Below are 22,589 nucleotides of genomic sequence, written 5' to 3' on the forward strand. Positions count from 1 at the left end.
CAGTCGTATTTATTCGCCGTGATCGGCGTCCGGCCGGAATGAAGCGACAAGCTGCGCCAAGTCCGGATCGACGATGCTTATGTCCAAATCGCGAAAAGGAAACGCCTTCTCATGATGCCGCTCAAGCTTCGCCAGATGCTCTTTAGTGTCGGCCAACAGCTGTGCGAGGTTAATGCCGAGAACGAGCGGTTCCCGGTTATCCAGCTTGGCGATCGCCGCCGTCAGCAGCTTAACCCCGCCGTCGATGTTGCCGTTCCGGTGATGATGCAGCCCCACGGCCACCTGCAGCAAGCCTTGATAGAGCGGATCGCGCCCCTCTTCCAACCACAAAGCCTCCATCACCTCGTGGCATTCGAAGTAATCCCTTTCCACATTAAAATAGTAAACGAATGCCACATATAACGGGTCATAGCGGGAATTAGTCACGTTGAGCCTCTCTCTTTCTTGGCGATCGCAAGGGCGGATTGAATTTCCACGGATAGCTCTCTTAACAGCCTTGCATCCTCCAATCCCCACAGCTCGTTAAACCGCACTTGGAACTGTTGGGCTTCTTTCGCCATGTTATAAAAATACATCTCTTGAATATCGTTTAACACTTGCGTCACGAGCGCCGATTGATCCTCGAACAGCTTCTGCGCCTCCACGATTTCTTCTCGGATCGACGACATTTCCTCATCGAGGCGGAAGGCGGCTTCGGCGGCGTTTTGCAGGCGGTCTTGGATGTGCTCCGGCAAATTGCTCTTAAACTTATAGCTTAGCGAGTGCTCGATCGTCGCCCAGAAGTTCATCGCGAGCGTCCGGATTTGGATTTCGGCGAGTATCGCTTTCATTCCGAGGGCCGTCTGCACGGGATACTCCAAGATCATATGATAACTGCGGTATCCGCTAGGCTTGTTGTTGCGGATATAGTCTTTCTCGTACACAACCTTCATGTCTTTCCGCTCGCGGATAAATTCGGCCATCTGCTCGATATCTTCGACGAATTGGCACATGATCCGTATGCCCGCGATATCTTCGATGCCTTCTTCGATTTTGTCCATCGGCACATCAAGTCTTTTGGCCTTGTCGAGAATGCTTGAAACCTTCTTCACGCGGCCGGTGACGAACTCGATCGGCGAATATTCCTCGCGCTTCTTCATCTCCACGCGCATCGCCTTGAATTTCACCTTCAATTCTTCCACCGCTTGCTCGTACGGAATCAGAAATTTGCCCCAGTCTCTTCCGTCCATTGCCGTAACCCTCCAATAGCCGTCAAACTGTGTCGCTGCGGCCGGGAGTTTCAGCACTTATGCGTCGCGCCCCACCGCTTCCGACAGGCGCTTGTATCCGTCTGCTTTTACTCGGTTATGGAGGCCTTCCGCAATAGCGCGTACAAGCCCCGGACCTTCGTATATAAGCGCCGTGTACACTTGCACCAGTGATGCCCCGGCCCGTATCTTTTCATATGCGTCATCCGCCGTAAAAATTCCCCCGGAACCGATGATCGGGAGCGTTCCGCCGGTGAGGCGGTACACTTGGCGGATAATTTCGGTAGAACGTTGTTTCAATGGTTTGCCGCTCAGGCCTCCCGCTTCGCTCGCGTTAGGATGCGTCAAGCCGTCGCGCGAAAGCGTCGTGTTTGTGGCGATGATGCCGTCGACGCCTGCCGTCTGCACCGCTTGGACGGTGCTTGCGAGCTCTTCCTCCGTCAGGTCCGGCGCAATCTTCACGAATACCGGCTTCAGCGGAGTATGCGGTTTTTGCGCGGCCAGCTCGGCGCGCTCCCGCAGCACCGCTTCGAGCAGTTTAAGCATCTCGTCGCCGTGCTGCAGGTTCCGCAGCCCCGGCGTGTTCGGCGAGCTGACGTTGACTACGAACGCGTCGCCGCAGTCGTACAGGATGCGCAGATTCGCCGTATAATCCTCGTGCGCCAGCTCGTTGGGCGTCGTTTTGTTTTTGCCGATGTTGACGAACAGCGGCACAGGCAAGCTGGAGCGCTCCAGGTTGCGCGCCATCGCTTCCGCCCCCACGTTATTGAAGCCCATCCGGTTGATGAGGGCTTCGTCCGCCGGGAGGCGGAACAGCCGGGGCGTGTCGTTGCCCGGCTGCGGCTTCGGCGTTACGGTGCCGACCTCCACGAAGCCGAAGCCGATCGCGGCGAAGCCGTCCGCCGCCGCGCCGTTCTTGTCGAGCCCGGCCGACAAGCCGATCGGGTGCGGGAAGCGCAGCCCGCACAGCTCGGTTTCAAGTTCCGGCATCGGCGGAACTCCGCAAATCGCGCGAATCGCCGCGAGCGTTCCCGGTATGCGGGCGGCGCGGCTTAAGCCGCCGATCGTAAGGTGATGCGCGCGCTCCGGATCCATCCGGAACAGCAGCGGCTTCGCAATTCGTGTGTAAAGCATGAATGTTTTCCCCGTTTCAACAATAAGCAGTCAATAGTACAAGTGTAAAAGTTTTTCCATGAAAAAGAAAGAGCGTTCCCTCAAAATGGTGTGCCGCCCCAAAAAACAAGCCGTTGAAGGGAGGAATTGAAACGTTTACAATAGAGTGTGCCAAGAAATTATTTTGTATTTTACGGAGAGATGATATGTATGGCCAAATGGAAAACGACTCCCCCCGCCCGCAAAACGCAGAAGAATAAGGAAGGCAACAAAAAAGCGCTGCAAATCGCCGCTATCGCTCTCGGCGTGTTGATCGTCATTCTCGGCGCACTCATTGTGTTTACGAATAATTGAGGGTCAAAAAACACGTACAAGAAAAGCCGCTCAGTTCGGTGCTGCATCCGAAAATTGAGCGGCTATTTTTAGTTTTATTGCAATAAAGGAGCAACTGTAAACGTTATTTTATGAAATGCTAAATTATTGTTTGATGCATCCAGTGCTCTGATCGTCGCGCTATAAACATTGCCTGCGGTTAAAGATGATACCGAAAGTGAAGTTCCGGTAATCCAAAAAGCATTGGAAAAGTCAGGTCCGCTTATATACACCGAATAACTGCTTGCGTCAGGGTAATAATCCCAACTGAACGTCTTGGTAGCACTATCGAACGCGAAACCGGACACTTTTGGATACATCGTGACTGTTTTGATGTCCGTTGCAAGAACGGTCCCCGCTGCACCTAACGCGCTCAGTCTGATATTATAAGTATTTATCGGCGTCAACCCGGTAAGCTCGTAACTCAAGCCGCTTGTTTCCCCGCTCGAAACCACCGTTCCTTCGCTGCCGGCTTCCGTCGATAACGCTTCAACACGATATGAAACGGCATTCTGTGTTGAATACCATGCAACTATTGCGCTTTCTGCATATACGTTCACACCTTGAATTTCTGCAAACTTATACGTATACAATGTGGCCCACCCGATAGCGACAGGCACCTCTTTATATGGATCGCTGCTCTTATAACCTTCCACCGCCAACAGGTATTGGCGCTCTGAAGCAAGAAGCTGCGAAGGCTGGATATCCAGCGAATAATCCATTTGAGCTTGATCCGCCGGGATAAACGTATAGGTCGCAAGCGTGACGGTAGTGTTCTGAACATCATACAGTTTAATTTTGTATTCCATATCTGTGCCAAATTGCGGGCGCGCATTACTCCAACCGACACTTACGGAGATCGGAGAACCTGCATAAGATGTTATCCCCGTTATATCCTTTTGGTACGGCGGGATAAACAAGTTGACGGTCTGGTCAGACAATGCGGTAATTTTCCCCGCCCAATGATAATCCTTAGTGTAATAAGGGAAATCCTTCAAGTAGAAATAACCGCTCCCAGTCTCTTCTACTATGCTATACCTAATTTGATAAGTTCCAGCCGGTACGTTTATTGAATATAAACTGCTGCTGCCGGGCTGCATCTTCAACTGTACCGGCGCAATTATTCCAAGACTGCCATCCATCGGGATTGCCGTAATTTGTACGGTATATTCTTGAGTCGTATTGCGATTCGATGCGTTAAAGCTTAACAAGCCGCTGATACGAACCGCCTGTTCAATCGTCGCGTCGGCATTTTCGACGCCGGCGTAATGATATCCGATGGAACCATCGCTAAGCCAGCTTGATGTTTCACTATTTATTGTTATCAAATGATATCTTACTTCATAAGCCATATCGCCTAACGGCACCGGCAAAGTGTAAGTCTCGGACGTGTCGTTAGGAACAAACCGTAAAATAGTATAGCTGGATGATACCTCATAAGCCGTTTCAACCATCACCAAGACCTCTGAACTTACCGCTTTCGGAAGGTTGATTGTTCCGGAAATATATCCTCCTATCGATTCAGCGCTTACTAATGAAATCGCCTGAGTCGGTTCCGAAACTTTTGTACCTTTTACTGCAAAAATAACGTAGTCACCTGTAGCCAATGAAGAGATAGCGGAGCCAGGAATACTCTGAACGCCTTCAGCTGTGGTCCGGTAAGAAATTGCCCCGCCGTTTGCAACATAACTGTCAAGATTTTCTGCGGTCGGAGATTGGACATTATGATCCGTCAAGTATTGTTTGTTTACTATATATAACTTATCAGTGCCGGATGCTTTGACATGCCAATCTTGTCCGACCGCAATCGGCGAATAGCCGAGATATAAAACCGTCGGGACAGGCAACTGTAACGACAGCACCGGCGATTTGGCGGAAATACCTCCATGTACGTCAACAGCATAAACGACATAATGCCCTTCAACCAGTCCCGTCGTCGAAATCGTTACATCGGTGTCAGCCGCAAGGACCGCTGCCATATTCGCCTTCCCTTCGATTACTGCCGCATGAAGTTCCGGCAATGTTGCGCCGATTCCTTCAGCTGCTAAATATAAGGAACCTATCTCATTGCTTCGCGCAGTGACCGAAGTGCCGATGGTTACCGTTCCGGTTGACGTCACCGATACGACCGGAGGCACGTCGTCTATCAGCTTGACAGCGGAACCTGCATTAGAACGCACGGAACCATTAAAAGAGTACGCCAACAACTTCTCCGCGCCTGAAGGAATTGTAATATTTGATATATGTGCAACTATGAGAGCTCCACTTTCACTAGGCTTATTAACAGTAATTATCGGCGTTGAAACCATGATGTTTCCTTGAGCGTTTCCCCAATACACAGAGTAGGCGGTTACGTTTGTTTCATCCGCTGCACGATGAATGGATATTTCACCCGATATTTGCTCTTTCATAGGATTCATATCCGTAAAAGCAATACTTAAAGGTTGGCCAGGCTCAGCAATGTGCAGCGTTATTTCGAACGATTTTGCAGAAAGGGCTCCGAAGTTGTCGACCGCATAAACGACGTACTGTCCGGGAGCAAGTCCCGCCGTTGCGATCTCTACATTCGTATTTGGAGAAACAACCGTCGACTTAACCGCAGTTCCTTGGCTTACGGCCGCATTTAGAGCATCCAAATTCGCGCTTGTACCAACAGGAACCAAGTACAATGTTCCCGCTTTATTGCTATTTGCAAGCACAATAGACCCGATCGTTACATTCGCAGAAGACAATACTTCCACGACCGGCGGAACGTTAGCCTCGATCAAAGAAATCGAAGGCGATGCGCTCGAGATCGCACCCTGATTGTCCACCGCATAAACAACGTATTTACCTGCTTCTAAACCTGATGTCGGGAGCGACACGCTTTGCGCAGGAGCGGTCACGGCTGCCTTCGAACCGCGATGAGCCGCTATTGCCGCTTCAAAAGCGTCCTTCCCGGCACTTGTGCCTTCTTTCACCAAGTACAATGTGCCAAGCTCATTGCTCTTTGCCGAAACGTCAGACCCGATGGTTACACTGCCGGAGGACAACAACTCGACTTCCGGCGGCGCATTGACAGGCGGCGCTCCGGTATTTCCTCCCGTATTCGGCTGTTGTGACGACGGCGGATTCAACTGTTCCTTATTCTGATTAAACTGCTGCTTTTCCGCATCCGACAAGCCGTTGAGATAGCTTTGCTCCGCGGCTTGCTGCTGCTGTTTCAACGCCGCCGCGTTTTGCTGCTGCTGCATTTGCTTCTGGGAAGCGGCCTGATTCAGCAGCTCCGAATTTTGCTGCTGAAGCTGCTGCAAAAATTGCTGCAGGAGCTCTTGCTGCTGCATCATTTGCTGCTGCAGCTGCTTCGCCTGCTGCGCCTGCTGTTGCTGCAGCTGCGTTAAATCGAGCGGAGCAGCAATCGTACTTAACGTAACGCCGGTTTGCTGAGAAATCTGACTGACTTGCTGCGGCGAAAGTACGCCTTGCTGCACCGCTTGCGTCGCAATTACATCGGCAAGTCGCCCGACGTTGCCGGCGTAAAGGTCGAACTCTTGACTATTCGTCACGCCAAGCTGGAGATTGGCTTGTCCGTTATTCAAGCTCGCCAATAGTTCTTGGTTCTCAGCGTTAATGTCAGCCGCATTCTGCAGCAGCGCCGCCGTTACCGAAGGGCTGACCGAACTCACTAATTGTGCCGGATCCACGATGGAAACCGCGGATTGCACCCTATTGCTTTCCGTATTGAAAACAAAGTCTACTTGCTGCGCGGGATAGATAAGTACCGTTTGTTCGGGCGTCTCCTCATCAGACTCGGCTGTCGTTGCGCTTACGATTCCTGAAGCGACTACAATATTCGTAGACAGCGACCGCGGATCCACGCTGAATATGTAGTTCGTACCCCTGACGCCCATGACTGCCGTCGGTGTCTCGATTTCGAACGTATCCTTATCTTTCAGCTTGCCCGCCTTCACGTAAGCGGAACCGGACCATACGGACAAGTTCGTTTTTTTGCCGCCGTCGCTGGACTTTAACTTTGACAAATATAACGATGCATTCGCGCCCACCGTTACTTCGTCCTCATGGTCCAACACTTTTAACACTACGCTGGAACCCTTGCCGGTTCTCAAATGATCCCCTTGATTCAGCGCCATGCTTTTGTATGCCTTAAACTCTTTCGAACCGCCCGATTTCTTCACAAATACATCGCCCGTCAGACTAACGATTTGCGCGATGCGGGAACTGTCGCTGGCCGCCGCTGCGAACTCCGTGAATGAATTGAGCGCCAAACTCATAACCATTGCAGCACATACAATCTGAGATAACACTCTTAAGAGCGAATTACGTGCCTTTTTCACCTTACTACTCCCTCTCCCGTTTCAATCCCTATGGTTTCCTACAACGTTTTCTCTCGAAGAATGACCGTCCGGGTCGATTTGTCCCACTCCACGTCAAGACCGAACTCTTCGCTGAAGAAACGGATCGGCACATAGGTTCTTTCCCCTTTAATGTAAGGAGCCGCATCGATCGCCCTTACCTCCGCTTCGCCGTCGCCAACTTGCGTTCTTATCTCCGTCTTGCCCGGAACGAGCTCCAATGTCGTACCGTTCTTCTTCATCCGGATGACGCCTTTATCGAAGCTCACTTCATATCCGAATGACTTTCCGACAACGGACAACGGCACCATCGTCCGGTTATCCGCAATTTCCGGCTGTGTATCGAACTGTAGAAGCGCCCCGTTGAACGTAACGTGAATCGTGCCGTCATTTTTCAATCCGTCAGGTTGTCTGTACAATGCGTATAACCGAACTGCATTGTTGTAGCTGTCCCCAATCAAAATATCATCGTTCGACAGCACGGCCACATCGGACGGCGCATGCAGCAAATTGTTTCCTTCGATGCCGTTCGTCTTGCCGAAATCGCCCGACGTGCTGCCGGCCAGCGTTGTCACTGTACCATTGTGCAGGTAACGCACTGCATGATTCAATGTGTCCGCGATGACAAGGCCGCCTTCTTTGGTAAGCGCAATGCCCTTGGGAAAATGAAACTCCGCCGTAAGCGCACTGCCGTCCTTATACCCATCCGCCGAGTATAGCTTACCCTTCTCGTACATCGGATTCCGCACGGTGCCCGCTACCGTCGTTACCGTATTGGCAGCGACATCTATGTACCGGATCAACCCGTTGCCGCTATCGCTTACGTACAAATTGCCTTTGGCATCCAACTCGATGGACGAAGGCTCGTTAAACTTCGCTTGATCCAACGCCCCGTCCTTATAATCGCCTGCCGCTTCGACGGCGCCGGGTACAACCTCCACCGCGCGTGTCGAAGCCGCATTCAATGTGGAGACCGTTCCGTCTGCGTCAATTTTACGAATTAGATGGTTGAGCGAGTCCGCAACGTATATCGTTCCGTCTGCCGCAACCGCGACATCCTGCGGCCCGAAGAAGCGGGCTTCGGCGCCTTTGCCGTCCACTGTGCCCAACACACCGTTGCCGGCAACCGTAGTTACGGTTCCGTCAACGGAAATTTTGCGGATCGCGTGGTTTCCGGAGTCGGCGACATACAAGTTGCCGTGAGCATCCAATGCAAGTCCTGCAGGCTTCTGGAATAGGGACGCCTCCGCTTTGCCGTCAACGAGCGTGCCTTCGGGCAGTCCCGCTTCGTCTCTCGTAAGCGTAATTCCCGCGTAAGTCGTCACCTGGCCGTCTTTTACTTTGCGAATAATGTGATTGACCGTATCGCTCACATACACCGTTCCGTCTTTGGCAACCGCGATCCGTTCCGGCGCGCGAAACGATGCGGACAACGCCGCTCCGTTCGCCTCCGCAAATTCGCCGCTGCCGGCATATGTCGTGACTTGCGACAATATTCCGCCGTCCGCTCCGCGAAGACCTTCGCCGGGAGAGGCTGCAAATACGTTGGAAGAGCCGGCCGCCAACGATGCGGCAACGATTAACGCACTTAATTTCTTGAGATTCTTCATTCTATTTACGTCTCCTATCTATCATAATCAGCCGAGAGGACTCCCACTTCTGTAAGTGGTGGGAGTATTCATTGCCGACCCGCCGCAGCCTCCGCTGCCGCAGCGTCATTTTTCAAACCCAATACCTCATACAGCTTCACCGCAACCGTCTTGCCCTTCATCATCCGTTCCCCGACGCAGTTATACTCGAACAAATCTTTCGTGCGCTCGTAGGTGGTTTCCGAAACGAGAATCTGACCCGCAACGGTGTTGGATTCGATTCGCGCCGCTATGTTGACGTTATCGCCGATCGCCGTATAATCGACGCGGATGTACGAGCCGATATTGCCGACGACCACCTCGCCCGTATTGATGCCGATGCCGACATTGACGGTAACCCCGAATTTTTCGAAAATGTTCCGCCGTACCTCCTCCATCCCCTTCTGAATGTCATAAGCCGTCTTTACCGCACAGTATTCATGGTTCGGCAAATCGAGCGGCGCGTTGAACATCAGCATGGCCGCATCGCCGATAAATTTGTCGATCGTCCCTTTGTTTTCGAGACATTTTTCCGTTATGAGGTTGAACATGCTGTTAAGGAAGTCGACGACTTCTTCAGGCTTCAATTTTTCCGAAAGTGTCGTAAAGCCGCGGATGTCGAGGAATAGAACCGAAAGCTCTTTATTGATGCCGCCGAGTTGGATCTCTTGCTCGCTGCTGGCGATTTCTTTCACCAAATCCGGAGAGATGTACCGCCCGAATTGCTTTGTGATGAAATTTTTATGCTTTGTCTCGAAATACGCCTTCACCGCGATGTTGGATATGTAAGCAAGGAACATAACGGCTGCGGGATGGACCGTGTCTATGAAAATGTTCGTGCCGCGGAACAGATAGTGCTGGCCGGCTATAATCGCTATGCTGCCCGCAAGTACGGCGGATAAGCTGGCGACGGTTTTGAACCGCCAAGTAATAAACACGACTGCTGCCAGCAAAACCAAGCTTACAACGAGGACAACCCAATCCGGATAGTATGTTATGTATGTATTGTTGAGGAGCTGGTTGATGATGTTCGCGTGGGCGTAGACGAGCTTCATCTCTGTCTCGATCGGCACCGAGCCGATGTCGTCCGTTGAGAGGCCGATCGCCGTGAACCCGACAAGCACAATGGCATCCTTGAAGTTTTCGGGCGGGAAATTTCCGTTCAGAACGTCAACGAACGGAACCGTCAAGAAATCGTACGACTCCGCTTCGTAATCGATCCATATTTCCGTTTGCGGATGATAGTTCAAGTAGTGATCGACGTCCGCTCCGGCCATCTTGGCCGCTTGGAACGCTAACGAGTTCAATACGCCGTCTTCGGGCGTTTGCAGCTGCAGCCACGTGCGGCGGATAACTTTATCCGTATCCAGCACCGCGTTGATGTGAGCGTGATGCGTATTTTCATAGAACGCCGGAATCGGATGGATAACGTCATGCGCCGGAATGAGTCCGTCCGCTTCCACCGTTGTCGTTCGGCTCAGCTCGTTCTCCGTCACCGCCGTAGACGGCAAAATGACGTTGTCATAACGGGACAGCGCATCGGCGAACGCCGCGTCGCTTCCGGGGGAGCTTTGCGTATCGAACAATATATCGAAGCCGATGACGCTTGGTTCGGTTCCGGATTGATTCATACTTTCTATCAAAGCGCCGTAAATTTCGCGCGGCCATGGAAACTGCCCGATCGCTTCGATCGAATATTCGTCGATTGCCACGACGATAATCCGTTCATCCGGCGCACCGGAATTCGTCCGCTCCAAATCGAAATCGTACAGGGCGTTTTTAAGCGGTTCCAATACGTTTAAGAGAATAAGACACAAGCTTAGTGCTACGACCACAGCATTAACGGTCAAAGCGTAAAGGCGTATGCTTTTCATTAGTTCCTCCGTAGTAGGACGAATAATCCAACATTACCATAGTAAGTTGAAAAATGGTTAAAAACAACAAAAAATATATGAGGAAAATAAAAAAAATGTCGAAAAAAGGCTCCCCGCAATTGTCAATGACATGCAGGGAGCAGGTTTAGTCCGAAAGTATTGTTTTCTCAACAATAAAGACAACAAAAAACCCTCCCCCGGTATTTCGGGAGAAGGCGCTGTGTCTTAGATGTCGATTAGACTTCAAACGGGTTGTCTTGAATTTTGATGGAATCCGTCGGGCATCCGTCGGAAGCGTCTTGAAGATCGTCGTACAAATCTTCCGGAATTTCGGTTACGCCGCGGTTGCCGTCGCCTTCATAGATGACTTCCGCCAAACCTTCGTCGTCGTAGTCGTAGATATCAGGCGCAGTCGCTCCGCAAGCGCCGCAAGCGATGCAAGTTTCTTTATCTACCCACGTATACTTGGCCATGAATAATTTCCTCCTCTAAATTTCATCCCTTGGTTGCAAATCCTCACGATTCATCATAATACAACCATCGCGAAAATTCAAACGGAATGCCGAAAACCCGGCGAAAATTAAGACTGCACACCCAGTTTGCCTAAGAGAAAGTAAGAAAAACTTCCATCGAAGTACATTCAAGGAAGCGGGTACGTCATAAAGCGGAAGTTTTTCTTGCAACCCTAGAATTAACGTTTCCTTTCGGAAACTTATAAATTCTAGGGTTATCAAAACATTCGTCCAACTCGTGGAAATGTCATCATATATCGTTCCTTTCGAGATGGTCCATTTGCAAAGAGGTGCCGCGCTCTTTATAGTTTCGGATTCGCGTGGACGGGTCGTCCCCGAGCATGCCCGCCGTCAATATGGCGTTCTCCCCGAATTTGTCGCGGATGCGGTCCATTATGGAATTAAGCTGTTCCTTGCGCGGCTGCTCTTCGAAATCGAACAAATCCATCTGCAGAGGCGTCTCTTTCTTAGCGCGCAAGTTTTGGCAGGCGACGCCAAGCAGCCGGATCGGCTTTCGGTCCGGCCAATGACGGTCGTACAGACTGCACGCCGCTTTGTACACTTCCTTCATATCGTCCGTATGGGCAGGAAGTGTTTGCGAGCGTGTGATCGTACGCATGTCGGGCTTGCGGATCGTAATTTGAACGGTGGATGCGAAGAGACCTTTGCGGCGAATTGAGCAGCACTCTCTTCACCTCGTCGGGATCGGTAACGTCTTGAGGCAGAGTCACTGTATGTCCGACCGATTTCGCTTGCTCGCGTTCCGCAACTACGGGAGACTCGTCCCAACCGTTCGCGGCGCGCTTGAGCCAGCTGCCCGTTACGCCGAACTGATCGGCGAGCAGCCGCTCGTCGCTTCCCGCAAGCTCGCCGAGCGTGCGTATGTTGAGCCGCTCCAGCTTTGCGGCTGTTTTGGCGCCGATGCCGTACAGCTCGGCGCACGGCCGCGGCCACAGCACGGCGGGCACGTCGCGCAGCCGGAGCACGGTAAGCCCGTTCGGCTTCTTCATGTCCGACGCCGTCTTGGCAAGCAGCTTGTTCGGCGCGACTCCGATCGAGCACGGCAATCCGAGCTCTTCGCGGATGCGTCTTTGTATTTCCGTTGCGATTTCCAGAGGCGTGCCGAAGGACTTGGAGCCCGATATGTCGACATAACATTCGTCAATCGATACGGGCTCCACAAGCGGCGAGTAATCTCCCGCGATTTCAAGAAAGCGGAGAGAAAACCGGCGGTACAATTCGAAGTCGGGCTTCAGCAAGATGAGTCCGGGACAAAGCCGCTGCGCTTCGCGAACGGTCATGCCGGTCCGCACGCCGCGCGCGCGAGCGGGATACGAGGACGTAACGACGATCCCTTTGCGCAGCTCGACGCTTCCGGCCACCGCCAGCGGTTTGCCGCGGTATTTGTCCGGCTCCGCGGACTCGTGCACCGAGCAATAAAATGCGTTCATATCGATATGAAGCACCACTCTGCCGCTCTTCGGGTACGCGCTCCCGGACGCTTCGTATTTGCTGCCGCCTTCTCCTTTCATACTCACACCCTCCGGTTCGGACGGATCTAAACATAAGAATCAATAATATTCCGGCACGGAAAACCAAATTCTTATGTTGCAAGAAAAACTTCCTTTAATCGCGGTCTGGCTTCCTTGCATGTACTTCGAACAAGTTTTTCTTATTTTTCCTGTGCGTATTCGGCTCTTACAGTCGTGTAAATGCCCCCGCGCACGTTGAACTTACCGGTTACCGACAGCTTTCTCGGCTTGATTTGTTCAACGAAATCCTTCAGCATGCGGTTCGTGATGTCTTCATGGAAATGTCCCTCGTCGCGGAAACTCCAAATATAAAGCTTGAGCGACTTTAATTCGCAAATGTACGGTCCGGGCACGTATTTGAACGTAATCGTTCCGAAATCCGGCTGGCCCGTCACGGGACATATCGCGGTGAATTCGGGGCATTCGATTTCCACTTCATATTCGCGGTCCGGATGCGGGTTAGGCACCGGATCAAGATGTTTTTGAGGTTGGCTTGGCATGGTACTCATTCCTCCACTACTATATATATAAGTGCATGCTTCAAGCATACTAGGCGCACAGTAGCAGGTCAAGACAACGGGCGGGGTTACACAAAATGTTTGCAATACCCGGTTCTACTGCAAGCGTTCCCGTGCTATAATATTAGGAATATTCTTATAGAGAGAATTCTTTGTTATGGGAGGAAGCAGGGATGCCGCAACACGTTACCATATTTGATACGACGTTACGAGACGGAACACAAGGGGAAGGAATCAGTCTAAGCGTCGAAGACAAGTTGAAAATCGCCGTCAAGTTGGACGAATTGGGCATTCATTATATTGAAGGCGGATGGCCTGGAAGCAACGGGAAAGACATCGAGTTTTTCCGCCGCGCCGCGAAGCTCCCTTTGAAACACGCGAAAATCACCGCTTTCGGCAGCACCCGCCGCAAAGGCGTCGCTCCGGAAGACGATGTGAATTTAAATGCCATTATCGAGTCCGGTGTCAGCGTTGCGACAATATTCGGGAAATCGTGGGATTTCCATGTGACGACCGCGCTGCAAACCACGCTGGAAGAAAATTTAAGCATGATTTTCGATTCCGTCCGTTATTTGAAAAGCAGCGGATTGGAGGTTATTTACGATGCCGAGCATTTCTTCGACGGCTACAAAGAAAACCGCGAATACGCCCTGGCTACGATTAAGCGCGCGGAAGCCGCGGGTGCCGATTGGATCGTGCTTTGCGATACGAACGGCGGCTCCTTGCCCGGTGAAGTGTCGGCGATCGTGGCTGATGTTATTGCGAACGTCGCCGCTCCGATCGGCATTCACGCGCATAACGACTGCGAATTGGGCGTCGCCAACTCGTTGGCCGCTGTACAGGCTGGCGCGCGTCAAGTGCAGGGCACCTTCAACGGTCTCGGCGAACGGTGCGGTAACGCCAATCTTTGCTCGGTCATTCCGAACCTGCAGTTGAAGCTCGGCTACAACGTCGTTACTCCGGAGCAGCTGCAATCGCTGACGAATACGGCACGGTTCGTAAGCGAAATCGCCAACGTTCATCTGCCGGTGAACCAGCCCTATGTCGGCAGCGCCGCATTCGCGCACAAAGGCGGCATCCACGTATCGGCCGTGCTTCGCCATTCCAAGACGTACGAGCACATCGTACCGGAATTGGTGGGCAACCGCCAGCGCGTCCTCGTCTCGGAGCTTGCCGGACAAAGCAATTTGTTGTTTAAGGCGCAGGAGATGGGACTTGATTTCGATCTGCAAAATGACGCAACCAAACGGCTCATCGGGACCATTAAAGAGATGGAGCATCAAGGATACCATTTCGAAGGCGCCGACGCTTCGCTGGAGCTGTTGATTCGCCGTTCGATCGGGCAGCAGGAAGATATATTCACGTTGGAATCGTTTAAATTGTTGATGGAGAAATCGGGCGACAATCCCGTCGTGTCGGAAGCCATCTTGAAAATTAATGTGAACGGGGAGACCGTGTATACCGCCGCGGAAGGAAACGGCCCTGTCAATGCGCTCGACAATGCGCTTCGCAAGGCGCTTGAAAAGTATTTCCCCGATATCCGGAACATTCACCTGACGGATTATAAAGTGCGAGTGATCAACGATCAGGACGCAACAGCCGCGAAGGTTCGGGTGTTGATCGAATCGTCCGACTATGACGCGACTTGGAGCACCGTCGGCGTCAGCGAGAACGTCATCGAAGCGAGCTGGGAAGCGTTGGTCGACAGCTTGCGCTACGCCATACTCGGCAAAGAAGCGGTCGTCACGGAACCGAATGACGATTCCCGGGACCGCGTCGGCATTGTGAATCACTAACAAAATGACAGCTCACATGAATAGTCAAATATTGACCCTATTCATGTGAATAAGATCAATATTTGACCTTATCACAAGGACTTCGGTATGTATTGAAGGAGTTAAGGTCAATATTTGCGCCTATTCCTCTGTATTGGCCATAAAAACAGGTTGCCGGATTTGAAATAAGCTCAAAAATTAACCTTATTCCTGCAAATAAGGTTAATTTTTGAGCTTATTGTCTGTCCAAGCGCATCGTAATCTAATCAATCAGCTTCCGGATTTTCTTCTCAAATTCCCCGTGGTCCGGCAGCCCGATCACAACATCCTTGACGACCCCGTTCCGGTCAACGAGGAAGCTGGTCGGATAACCGGGCACTTTATAAAGATCGAATACGTCGCTTTTCCGGTCCAACAACACGGGAAAGCGGTGATCGTACTGTTTCACGAACGCGCGAACGCTGTTTAAATCGTCGTACTCAAGTCCATTTACACCGTAAATATCGAGCTTATCTCCGTACTTTTCATGCAGCTGCGCCAAGAACGGCGCTTCCAGCCTGCACGGATCGCACCAAGACGCCCAGAAATTGATCAGGAGCGCCTTCTCCCTCTTCCCGCGGTTTACGCCTAAGACGCCGCCGTCCAACGTCGACAATTCGAATGCGGGGGCCAAGTATCCGACTTTCGGAGCTTCCTCCGTCGGCAGTGCGGAAATACGGGCGGTCGCGAACTGTTGAACGAGCGCAATGCCCGCGAGCGCCAATACCATTATGAAAATGACGACTGTTTTTTTCATTATGCCAGACTCCTTTTCCTTCTTTCTATTGTACCCATTTCCCGCTTCATTTCTCAACCCCGTTGCCGTTCGGTTTTTTCCAACACGTTACATCGTATGTACGTCTTCTCTAAGGGAACATTATTTGTAGACCTTCAGAGGAGTCGATTACACTTGGAGAAGACGAAATCGCGCAAGCTGAACATATCGTTCGAAAGCGATATGGAAGATCACTCCCGGGAAGCACGCTCGGAAACAAATCAGGAAGGAGACGGAAAAAAGGAAGCCTCAGGCCGGCGGATTTGGGAGTTTATCGCCATCGCTTCCATCCCGCTCGTCCTCGTTCTCGGAAATTCCATGCTTGTTCCGGTACTTCCGGAAATGCAGGAAAAGCTTGGGATTACCAAAATGCAAAGCAGTCTCGTAATTACTTTATTTTCCGTTACAGCGGGTATTTTTATACCTGTTGTGGGGTACTTATCCGACCAGTTCGGGCGCAAGGCGATTATCATTCCTTCGCTGATCGTATACGGCGGGGCGGGCATTCTCGCAGGGTTCGGCGCCGTTTGGGAATCGTACCCGATCGTGATCGGAGCCCGCGCTCTGCAAGGTTTGGGCGCGGCCGGAACCGCGCCGATCGCGATGGCTCTCGTCGGAGACTTGTACAAAGGCGGAACGGAAAGCCAGGTGCTCGGTTTGACCGAGGCATCCAACGGCACGGGGAAAGTCATCTCGCCGATACTCGGCTCCGCACTTGCGCTCATCGTGTGGTATGCCGCATTTTTTGCGTTTCCGTTTTTTTGCGCCTTGTCGTTGTTGGCCGTCATTTTTCTAATCAAGGAGCCGGAGCGTAAATCAACGGAAAAACAACCGCTCGGCAAATATTTGCAAACCATCGGTCAAATCTTGAAGAAAAAAGGCCGCTGGCTCATCACATCTTTCTTAGTCGGCAGCTTGGGCTTGTTTACGTTATTCGGGATATTGTTTTATTTGTCCGAAATATTGGAGAATCCGCCATACAACATAGACGGAGTCATGAAAGGGCTCGTGCTGGCCATCCCTCTCGCCGGTCTTGTCATCACATCGTATACGACCGGAAGCGTCATTAAGAAGAACGGCTTGCTTATGCGTTGGTTAATGAATATAGGGCTTGCTCTGGCAACCGTCGCATTAGGCTTGACGTTGGTGTTCAACAAAAATCAGCTGTACATTTTTATGGCGTTGATCACGCTTAGCAGCGTGGGAACGGGCTTGCTGCTGCCTTGCCTGAACACGATGATCACAGGCTCGGTCGATAAAAGCCAGCGCGGCATGATTACTTCCATTTACAACAGCTTGCGTTTCTTGGGCGTAGCCGCCGGTCCGCCGCTGATCGGTTGGTTAATGGAGAAGAGCGACAACATTGTGTTCATTTTGTTATCCGTCTTATCCGGAATTGCCTTAGGGCTTGTGTTCTTTTTGATCAAGCCGGAGAAAAATCTTGCGAAATCCGGTTAAACAACGAAACCTCCCGGCGGCTGATGTTTCGGTTCTCAGCATGTCCGGGAGGTTCTTCGTATTAGCCTTGGCTTAAATACGCGTACAAGTCGCCCAACGTATGAATGTTGCGCTCTTGTATGCGGCGCATGAACGATACCCACAGCCGCGCCGTCATGAGCGAGTCCTCAAGCGCATGATGCCTCTTTCCCGCGGGTATCCCGTGCGCGGCGATCAATGCGTCCAGCGAGTAGTCGGTGCGGTCCGGCTCAAGCCATTTGGCGATCATCATCGTATCCAACACACGATGCGTCATGTGTACTTTGGACGTTCTCCACAATGCCGCGTTTAAAAACTTTTTGTCATGACCGGACGCGTGGGCAACCAACATTCGTTTATTCACAAATTCGAAAAAGCTCTTTAGCCCCTCCATCACCGACGGGGCGCCGGCAACCGCGGCTTCGTCGATTCCCGTCAGCTCCACAATGTGACCGGGAATGCCTCGCCCCGGATCCACAACGGTGTAAAACGTCTCTTCTTCTTGAAGTTGGTCTCCCTTCACCGCAACCGCGCCGAACGATAATATTTCGTCTCCGCCGTTCGGATGAAATCCGGTCGTCTCCAAATCAAACACAACGACATCCAACCCGGATAACGGCTCTTCCATAATAAAATCGTTGCGCTGTTGTTTCATGACATGACGAATGAATGCCATCTGCTGCGCGTTTTGCGGGTTGATCATTGAGTTCAACGCAGGAGTCAGACCACCCATCTTATATAAAGACCAAATTCCCATTTCAGGCCGTTTGGGCGGTTTCATAATCGACCCTCCGAACCGAACGCCCGCTTGACTTGCTTTTGCAATTGGGCGCCAATGCGCAGCGTTCGCTTTAGTTCTTTCTTGACTTGCTTCGTTAACAATTTCGCCGGCATTTTGCCGCGGTTCGTGTAGAAGCCATGTTCCGATTGTGTAGGCACCATGGTACGAAACGAAAGAACGGAAAGAAATGCGGATTCCCAATCGTCCGCAGTTACGGAACGTATGGCCCCGCGGCGCTTCAATTCACGAATGCGTTTCAGTGTCGATGTCGCTTCAATACCTTCTTGCAAAGCCAGCAAACGGATTCCGTTGACCATCGGAATATATATACCGTATTTGATATCGATCCCGCCCGAATCGGCGCCGTACCGTTCCGTCAATAAATTTCCGAGCACGCCTATAAGCACTTTATGGCGCAACGTGCTCTCCAGCATTCGCGGCAGAAGGACCCTGTGATATTCCTGCACCATGGCCGAATATTCCGATATAAACCGGTTTGCAAGTTCCGAATTTCCGCTTGCGGGTCTTGCGTCCGCCGCGATCAGCAGGTTGCGGACCGTCTCGAAGCTCCGCAGCTCCGCCCATTCCCTCAAAGTCGCCCCCCATCCGGATGTTGTTCTTCTCCAGAACACATTGCTTCCCAGGACGTTGCCGTCACAAGGCGGGTAGCCGATCGCTTCCAATTGGCGTTGAATAGCGTCGCCGAGTTCAGCCACATATTGTTCCGCCACTTCATGGGCAACTCCCGGCGCGGCCTCATACACAATGCCGTTATCTTGATCGCTGGAGAAGGTTTGCTCTTGCCTGCCGCCGCTTCCGAATAACAGCAACACGTAAGAGACCGCTTTATCGCGGTCTCCTTCTTTCCATCCGACAGATTGTTCCGCTAAATAAACGGCTTTTCTTATGAACGCATCATGGATAGCGTTCAACCGCTCCATCGAGTTCTCGATATCCTCGGTCATGAAAGAGGCGCCGAAGGAACCGTGGAACTCGCTTCTGAGCTGGCATAATTGGTCCGTCCCGTTCGACATCTCAATCCGCCGCTCAAACTCGTCCCAACGTTGTTCCACGACGCCATCTCCTTAATTGTTGTATCGATTAGCTTCCGATCGATCCTTGCTTACTCATGTGCTCCGGATATCCGTACGCACCGTGTTCGCTCAAATCGAGGCCGATAATTTCTTGTTCTTCCGTTACGCGAAGCCCGATAACGGCTTTGATAATCGCGAGCAGGATGAAGGATACTACGAATGCGTAAAGTCCGGAAGAGGCAACACCGTAAAATTGAACCCACAATTGATTCAAGCTGCCGGTATAGATCAATCCCGCCTCGCCGATGCCCACTTTCTCAACAAGCTCGGGCGATGCGAAGATGCCGTTGGAGAGCGTGCCCCAAATACCTGCCGCACCGTGCACGGAAAGAGCGTAAATCGGATCGTCGATTTTCATCTTTTCGAAAAACTTCATGCTGCCGTAAACCAGCAATCCTGCAACCAAACCGATCACTACTGCGGCCCAAGGTTCAACGAATGCACAGGACGCCGTGATTGCTACGAGACCTGCAAGAGAACCGTTCAGCATCGTAGTGATGTCGCCTTTGCCGGAAAGCATCCAAGAGATGAACAGCGATGCAACGGCACCGCCCGCAGTGGCGATCATTGTCGTGAACCCTACGTAACCGAAGAACCCGTCGCCTACGCCGAGCGTGCTGCCCGCGTTGAATCCGAACCAGCCTACCCAAAGCAACAATACGCCGAGAGCTGTGAACACTTGGTTGTGTCCCAAAATTTCATTGGCCGTGCCGTCTTTATTATATTTCCCGATCCGCGGCTTAAGCAAGATCGTTGCCGCCAATGCAGCGCAAGCGCCCGTCAAGTGAACCACCGTGGAGCCCGCAAAGTCTTGCTTGTGGCCGAACAACCAACCGCCGCCCCAAATCCAGTGCGCAATTACAGGATAAATAAGTGCGGTAAACAATACCGAGAACACTACGTAAACCGACAATTTGGCGCGTTCCGCGAAACCGCCCCATGCGATGGAGAGAGAAACCGCGGCAAATGCAAGCTGGAACAAGAAGTTAATCGTAGAAGGAAGCCCTTCTTCAGCGGATACCGGCGGCGCATAGAAGAAGTCGCCCCAACCGATGAAGGCGTTCAATCCGCTTTCCGCAAAACCTGTTCCGTAGATAAGACCGTAACCTACCGCCCAGAATACCAAGGTACAAAGTCCTACCGTGAAAATCGTCTTACCAGCCACATGGCCGGCGTTTTTCATTCGTGTCGAACCTGTTTCCAATAAAATAAATCCGCCCTGCATCAAGAATACGAGGATAAACGCCAGCATGACCCAAATTGCGTTCAACCCCATATTCAGCGTTGCCGCCGACGGCCCTTCAGATGCAAAAGCCAGTGTCGGGAACAACATCGTGAATACGGCTGCCGCAAGAAGTACCTTTTTTAACACTCGTGACCACTCCCCCTGAATTATCTTGCGTTAAGTTACTTAACACAACGTGAAATGCTTAATGTCATTATAATCAGGCCATGTCAATTTGACAACAGTTTTTTTCTTGCTATAACATACCAGCATTAATAAAGTAACATGAGAATAAGGAGGAGCGGGTTTTCAAGAACTGTGTGAAAAAATCTAACATACAATCTTGCAGTGTAACGTTTGACTGTATGGTTTCGGATTCGCTATCATTATATAAGAAAAACTTCTATCGAAGTAATTCAAGGATGAGCGACCGCGAGTAAGAGGAAGTTTTTCTTGGTAAAGAATTTACTCATTTCCTGCTGAAGCAGAAAACTTATAAATTCTTTATCGTTAAGAAAAACTTCTATCGAAGTAATTCATTGAAGCGGGTACGTCCTTTAGAGGAAGTTTTTCTTGCAACATAAGAATTTACCTTTTTACGTCTGAAAAATTATAAATTCTTATGTTAAAGTGNATCGAAGTAATTCATTGAAGCGGGTACGTCCTTTAGAGGAAGTTTTTCTTGGTAAAGAATTTACTCATTTCCTGCTGAAGCAGAAAACTTATAAATTCTTTATCGTTAAGAAAAACTTCTATCGAAGTAATTCATTGAAGCGGGTACGTCCTTTAGAGGAAGTTTTTCTTGCAACATAAGAATTTACCTTTTTACGTCTGAAAAATTATAAATTCTTATGTTAAAGTGAAAGAACGAATAACTTCTTTGTGAGGTGAATCGGCGGTGGGGGATACGAAGCTTTATAAAATCGGCGAGTTAGCGACGTTGTCCGAGGTCAGTCCCCGTACAATCGATTATTATACCAAACTCGGACTCATCCATCCGGCCAAACGTTCAAACACCAATTACCGTCTGTATGGAATTGAAACTTTACAGCGCATTAAACGTATTGAATGGTTGAAACGGCAAAAGCTTACGTTAGAAGAAATAAAGGAGCACCTCGCGCAGCTGGGCAAAGTGACGGCCGACGAAGGAATGACCGAACGGCTTTCCGCGCTGCAGCTGCATATGCGGCAGTTGGAACAGGAAGCGAAAGAAATCGCGCCGATCATCGAGAGTTTAAAGCCGAACCAGGCGCGCAGTTTGTTGAAATCGCTGTCCCCGCAGACCGCGGCATGTATTGAAGCGTTGTTGTTTTTATTGGGTAAAGGCCCATTGGTATAACTAAATTAATACGGAGGGATAGTCACCATGATATTGTTTCACCCCATGGATTTTCTGATCTTCATCGCATTCGGAGTAGCGCTCTGGGCTCAGTTCCGAGTAAAGGGCACATTCAACAAGTGGACGGAAGTTTCCGTAAACAGCGGAATTACGGGGTACGAAGCGGCTCGCCGCATGTTGGACCATAACGGTCTGCACGATGTCGCAATCGAACGCGTGCGCGGCAGACTCACGGATCATTACGACCCGATTCACCGCGTAGTGCGATTGTCCGAGCCGGTATACGATTACAGCTCCATCTCCGCCGTGTCCGTTGCGTGCCATGAAGTCGGCCATGCCATCCAACATAAGTTTGCGTATCCTATGCTCGTGCTTCGCCACCGGATGTTCCCGCTTGTAAGCTTTGCTTCCGGGTTGGCGCCGATAATGTTGATTGCCGGCTTCCTCATGTCGTTGTCCGGACTCATTCTCGCCGGCATCATCTTCTTCTCGGCTGCGGTCGCGTTCCAACTCGTGACGCTTCCGGTCGAATTCAACGCAAGCTCCCGGGCGCGCGAGCTGATGGTTTCCGAAGGCTTCATCAGCAACGAAGAAGAACGGGGCGTGGCAAAAGTATTGAACGCCGCCGCATTAACGTACGTCGCCGCCGCTTTAATCTCGCTCCTGGAGCTGATTAAGTTTGTAATGATCTTCGCCGGTCAGAACGACGATTAACACGATTACCTGCATTACGGTTAATGAGCAGAACCTCCAAAACCGCCTTTGATTAGCGGGACTGGAGGTTCTTTATCTTCACCCGCTCGTGCAGCGGAACTATTTGCTCGGCTGCAGAGTCAGAAGATGCTTATCCGCCCATGCAGCTGAAACTTTATCCGGTTACAGAGTTAACAACATGTTTCATCCGTGCATCACCGTGTTTCACTTTGAAACAACACCG

The 22,589-nt window shown here is 51.2% G+C and carries 17 protein-coding genes and 1 pseudogene; 5 read left to right on the top strand and 13 right to left on the bottom strand.

The genetic code is table 11. From position 1 onward, the window contains the following. Positions 1–9: 9 nt before the first annotated feature. From JET16_RS23350 to JET16_RS23360, 3 genes are read right to left on the bottom strand one after another with little or no spacing between them, the layout of a single operon-like run. Positions 10–426, bottom strand: a complete 417-nt coding sequence (locus tag JET16_RS23350) for a DUF309 domain-containing protein (protein WP_199621045.1) — start codon at positions 424–426, stop codon at positions 10–12. Beyond that, positions 423–1,229: a GTP pyrophosphokinase gene (locus JET16_RS23355; RefSeq protein WP_199621046.1), complete on the bottom strand. Its 807-nt coding sequence runs from the start codon at positions 1,227–1,229 to the stop codon at positions 423–425. The genes JET16_RS23350 and JET16_RS23355 overlap by 4 nt, the downstream gene beginning before the upstream one ends. A gap of 57 nt (positions 1,230–1,286) precedes the next feature. Continuing rightward, positions 1,287–2,381: a quinone-dependent dihydroorotate dehydrogenase gene (locus tag JET16_RS23360; protein WP_199621047.1), complete on the bottom strand. Its 1,095-nt coding sequence runs from the start codon at positions 2,379–2,381 to the stop codon at positions 1,287–1,289. Between the two features lie 189 nt (positions 2,382–2,570). On the opposite strand from JET16_RS23360, the gene JET16_RS23365 reads away from it, so the two are divergent. Continuing rightward, positions 2,571–2,714: a hypothetical protein gene (locus JET16_RS23365; protein WP_199621048.1), complete on the top strand. Its 144-nt coding sequence runs from the start codon at positions 2,571–2,573 to the stop codon at positions 2,712–2,714. 74 nt (positions 2,715–2,788) lie between these two features. On the opposite strand, the gene JET16_RS23370 is transcribed toward JET16_RS23365, so the two are convergent. From JET16_RS23370 to queF, 6 genes and pseudogenes are all read right to left on the bottom strand, one after another. Continuing rightward, the gene (locus JET16_RS23370; protein ID WP_199621049.1) at positions 2,789–7,066 is read right to left on the bottom strand and encodes a FecR family protein; all 4,278 of its coding nucleotides are present in this window, start codon (positions 7,064–7,066) and stop codon (positions 2,789–2,791) included. A gap of 38 nt (positions 7,067–7,104) precedes the next feature. After that, positions 7,105–8,694, bottom strand: coding sequence for a stalk domain-containing protein (locus JET16_RS23375; protein ID WP_199621050.1), 1,590 nt, complete (start codon positions 8,692–8,694; stop codon positions 7,105–7,107). Between the two features lie 68 nt (positions 8,695–8,762). Then, positions 8,763–10,586, bottom strand: a complete 1,824-nt coding sequence (locus JET16_RS23380) for a CHASE2 domain-containing protein (RefSeq protein ID WP_199621053.1) — start codon at positions 10,584–10,586, stop codon at positions 8,763–8,765. Positions 10,587–10,822: 236 nt separating this feature from the next. Further along, on the bottom strand, positions 10,823–11,059 hold the full coding sequence (locus JET16_RS23385) for a ferredoxin (RefSeq protein WP_199621054.1): 237 nt from the start codon (positions 11,057–11,059) through the stop codon (positions 10,823–10,825). A gap of 289 nt (positions 11,060–11,348) precedes the next feature. Continuing rightward, positions 11,349–12,630: pseudogene (locus JET16_RS23390) on the bottom strand (DNA polymerase IV). 140 nt (positions 12,631–12,770) lie between these two features. Beyond that, positions 12,771–13,130, bottom strand: coding sequence for a preQ(1) synthase (gene queF, locus JET16_RS23395; RefSeq protein ID WP_199621055.1), 360 nt, complete (start codon positions 13,128–13,130; stop codon positions 12,771–12,773). Between the two features lie 191 nt (positions 13,131–13,321). Between queF and cimA the strand changes: the two genes are divergently transcribed. Further along, positions 13,322–14,944 (top strand): citramalate synthase, encoded by a 1,623-nt coding sequence (gene cimA / locus JET16_RS23400; protein ID WP_199621056.1) that lies wholly within the window; start codon positions 13,322–13,324, stop codon positions 14,942–14,944. Between the two features lie 241 nt (positions 14,945–15,185). Here cimA and JET16_RS23405 read toward each other — a convergent pair whose 3' ends face one another. Then, positions 15,186–15,719 carry a TlpA family protein disulfide reductase gene (locus JET16_RS23405; RefSeq protein WP_199621057.1) on the bottom strand — a complete coding sequence of 178 codons (534 nt, stop codon included), beginning with the start codon at positions 15,717–15,719 and terminating at the stop codon, positions 15,186–15,188. A gap of 153 nt (positions 15,720–15,872) precedes the next feature. Here JET16_RS23405 and JET16_RS23410 point away from each other — a divergent pair, with 153 nt between their 5' ends. Continuing rightward, positions 15,873–17,195: an MFS transporter gene (locus tag JET16_RS23410; protein WP_199621058.1), complete on the top strand. Its 1,323-nt coding sequence runs from the start codon at positions 15,873–15,875 to the stop codon at positions 17,193–17,195. A gap of 61 nt (positions 17,196–17,256) precedes the next feature. Here the strand turns inward: JET16_RS23410 and JET16_RS23415 are convergent, their stop codons facing one another. The 3 genes from JET16_RS23415 to JET16_RS23425 are packed head-to-tail and all read right to left on the bottom strand — an operon-like array spanning position 17,257 to position 20,460. After that, positions 17,257–17,994 (bottom strand): exonuclease domain-containing protein, encoded by a 738-nt coding sequence (locus JET16_RS23415; RefSeq protein ID WP_199621060.1) that lies wholly within the window; start codon positions 17,992–17,994, stop codon positions 17,257–17,259. After that, positions 17,991–19,067: a DUF294 nucleotidyltransferase-like domain-containing protein gene (locus tag JET16_RS23420; RefSeq protein ID WP_199621063.1), complete on the bottom strand. Its 1,077-nt coding sequence runs from the start codon at positions 19,065–19,067 to the stop codon at positions 17,991–17,993. Before JET16_RS23420 ends, JET16_RS23415 begins: the two co-directional genes overlap by 4 nt. Positions 19,068–19,095: 28 nt before the next feature. Further along, entirely contained in the window at positions 19,096–20,460 is a 1,365-nt protein-coding gene (locus tag JET16_RS23425) for an ammonium transporter (RefSeq protein WP_325176762.1), read from the bottom strand. A 751-nt stretch (positions 20,461–21,211) separates the two neighbouring features. On the opposite strand from JET16_RS23425, the gene JET16_RS23430 reads away from it, so the two are divergent. Together JET16_RS23430 and JET16_RS23435 are read left to right on the top strand one after the other, a co-directional pair. Beyond that, positions 21,212–21,652 (top strand): MerR family transcriptional regulator, encoded by a 441-nt coding sequence (locus JET16_RS23430; protein WP_199621065.1) that lies wholly within the window; start codon positions 21,212–21,214, stop codon positions 21,650–21,652. A gap of 27 nt (positions 21,653–21,679) precedes the next feature. Further along, on the top strand, positions 21,680–22,366 hold the full coding sequence (locus tag JET16_RS23435) for a zinc metallopeptidase (protein WP_199621067.1): 687 nt from the start codon (positions 21,680–21,682) through the stop codon (positions 22,364–22,366). Positions 22,367–22,589: the final 223 nt, after the last annotated feature.

The sequence above is a fragment of the Paenibacillus alkalitolerans genome, assembly GCF_016482785.1.
Taxonomy (GTDB): domain Bacteria; phylum Bacillota; class Bacilli; order Paenibacillales; family YIM-B00363; genus Paenibacillus_AE; species Paenibacillus_AE alkalitolerans.

Coding starts and splice junctions, on each gene's coding strand:
- JET16_RS23380 (WP_199621053.1), bottom strand. CDS start 10,586: ATGAAAAGCATACGCCTTTACGCTTTGACCGTTAATGCTGTGGTCGTA.
- JET16_RS23355 (WP_199621046.1), bottom strand. CDS start 1,229: ATGGACGGAAGAGACTGGGGCAAATTTCTGATTCCGTACGAGCAAGCG.
- JET16_RS23375 (WP_199621050.1), bottom strand. CDS start 8,694: ATGAAGAATCTCAAGAAATTAAGTGCGTTAATCGTTGCCGCATCGTTG.
- JET16_RS23385 (WP_199621054.1), bottom strand. CDS start 11,059: ATGGCCAAGTATACGTGGGTAGATAAAGAAACTTGCATCGCTTGCGGC.
- JET16_RS23360 (WP_199621047.1), bottom strand. CDS start 2,381: ATGCTTTACACACGAATTGCGAAGCCGCTGCTGTTCCGGATGGATCCG.
- queF (WP_199621055.1), bottom strand. CDS start 13,130: ATGCCAAGCCAACCTCAAAAACATCTTGATCCGGTGCCTAACCCGCAT.
- JET16_RS23365 (WP_199621048.1), top strand. CDS start 2,571: ATGGCCAAATGGAAAACGACTCCCCCCGCCCGCAAAACGCAGAAGAAT.
- cimA (WP_199621056.1), top strand. CDS start 13,322: ATGCCGCAACACGTTACCATATTTGATACGACGTTACGAGACGGAACA.
- JET16_RS23435 (WP_199621067.1), top strand. CDS start 21,680: ATGATATTGTTTCACCCCATGGATTTTCTGATCTTCATCGCATTCGGA.
- JET16_RS23415 (WP_199621060.1), bottom strand. CDS start 17,994: ATGAAACCGCCCAAACGGCCTGAAATGGGAATTTGGTCTTTATATAAG.
- JET16_RS23405 (WP_199621057.1), bottom strand. CDS start 15,719: ATGAAAAAAACAGTCGTCATTTTCATAATGGTATTGGCGCTCGCGGGC.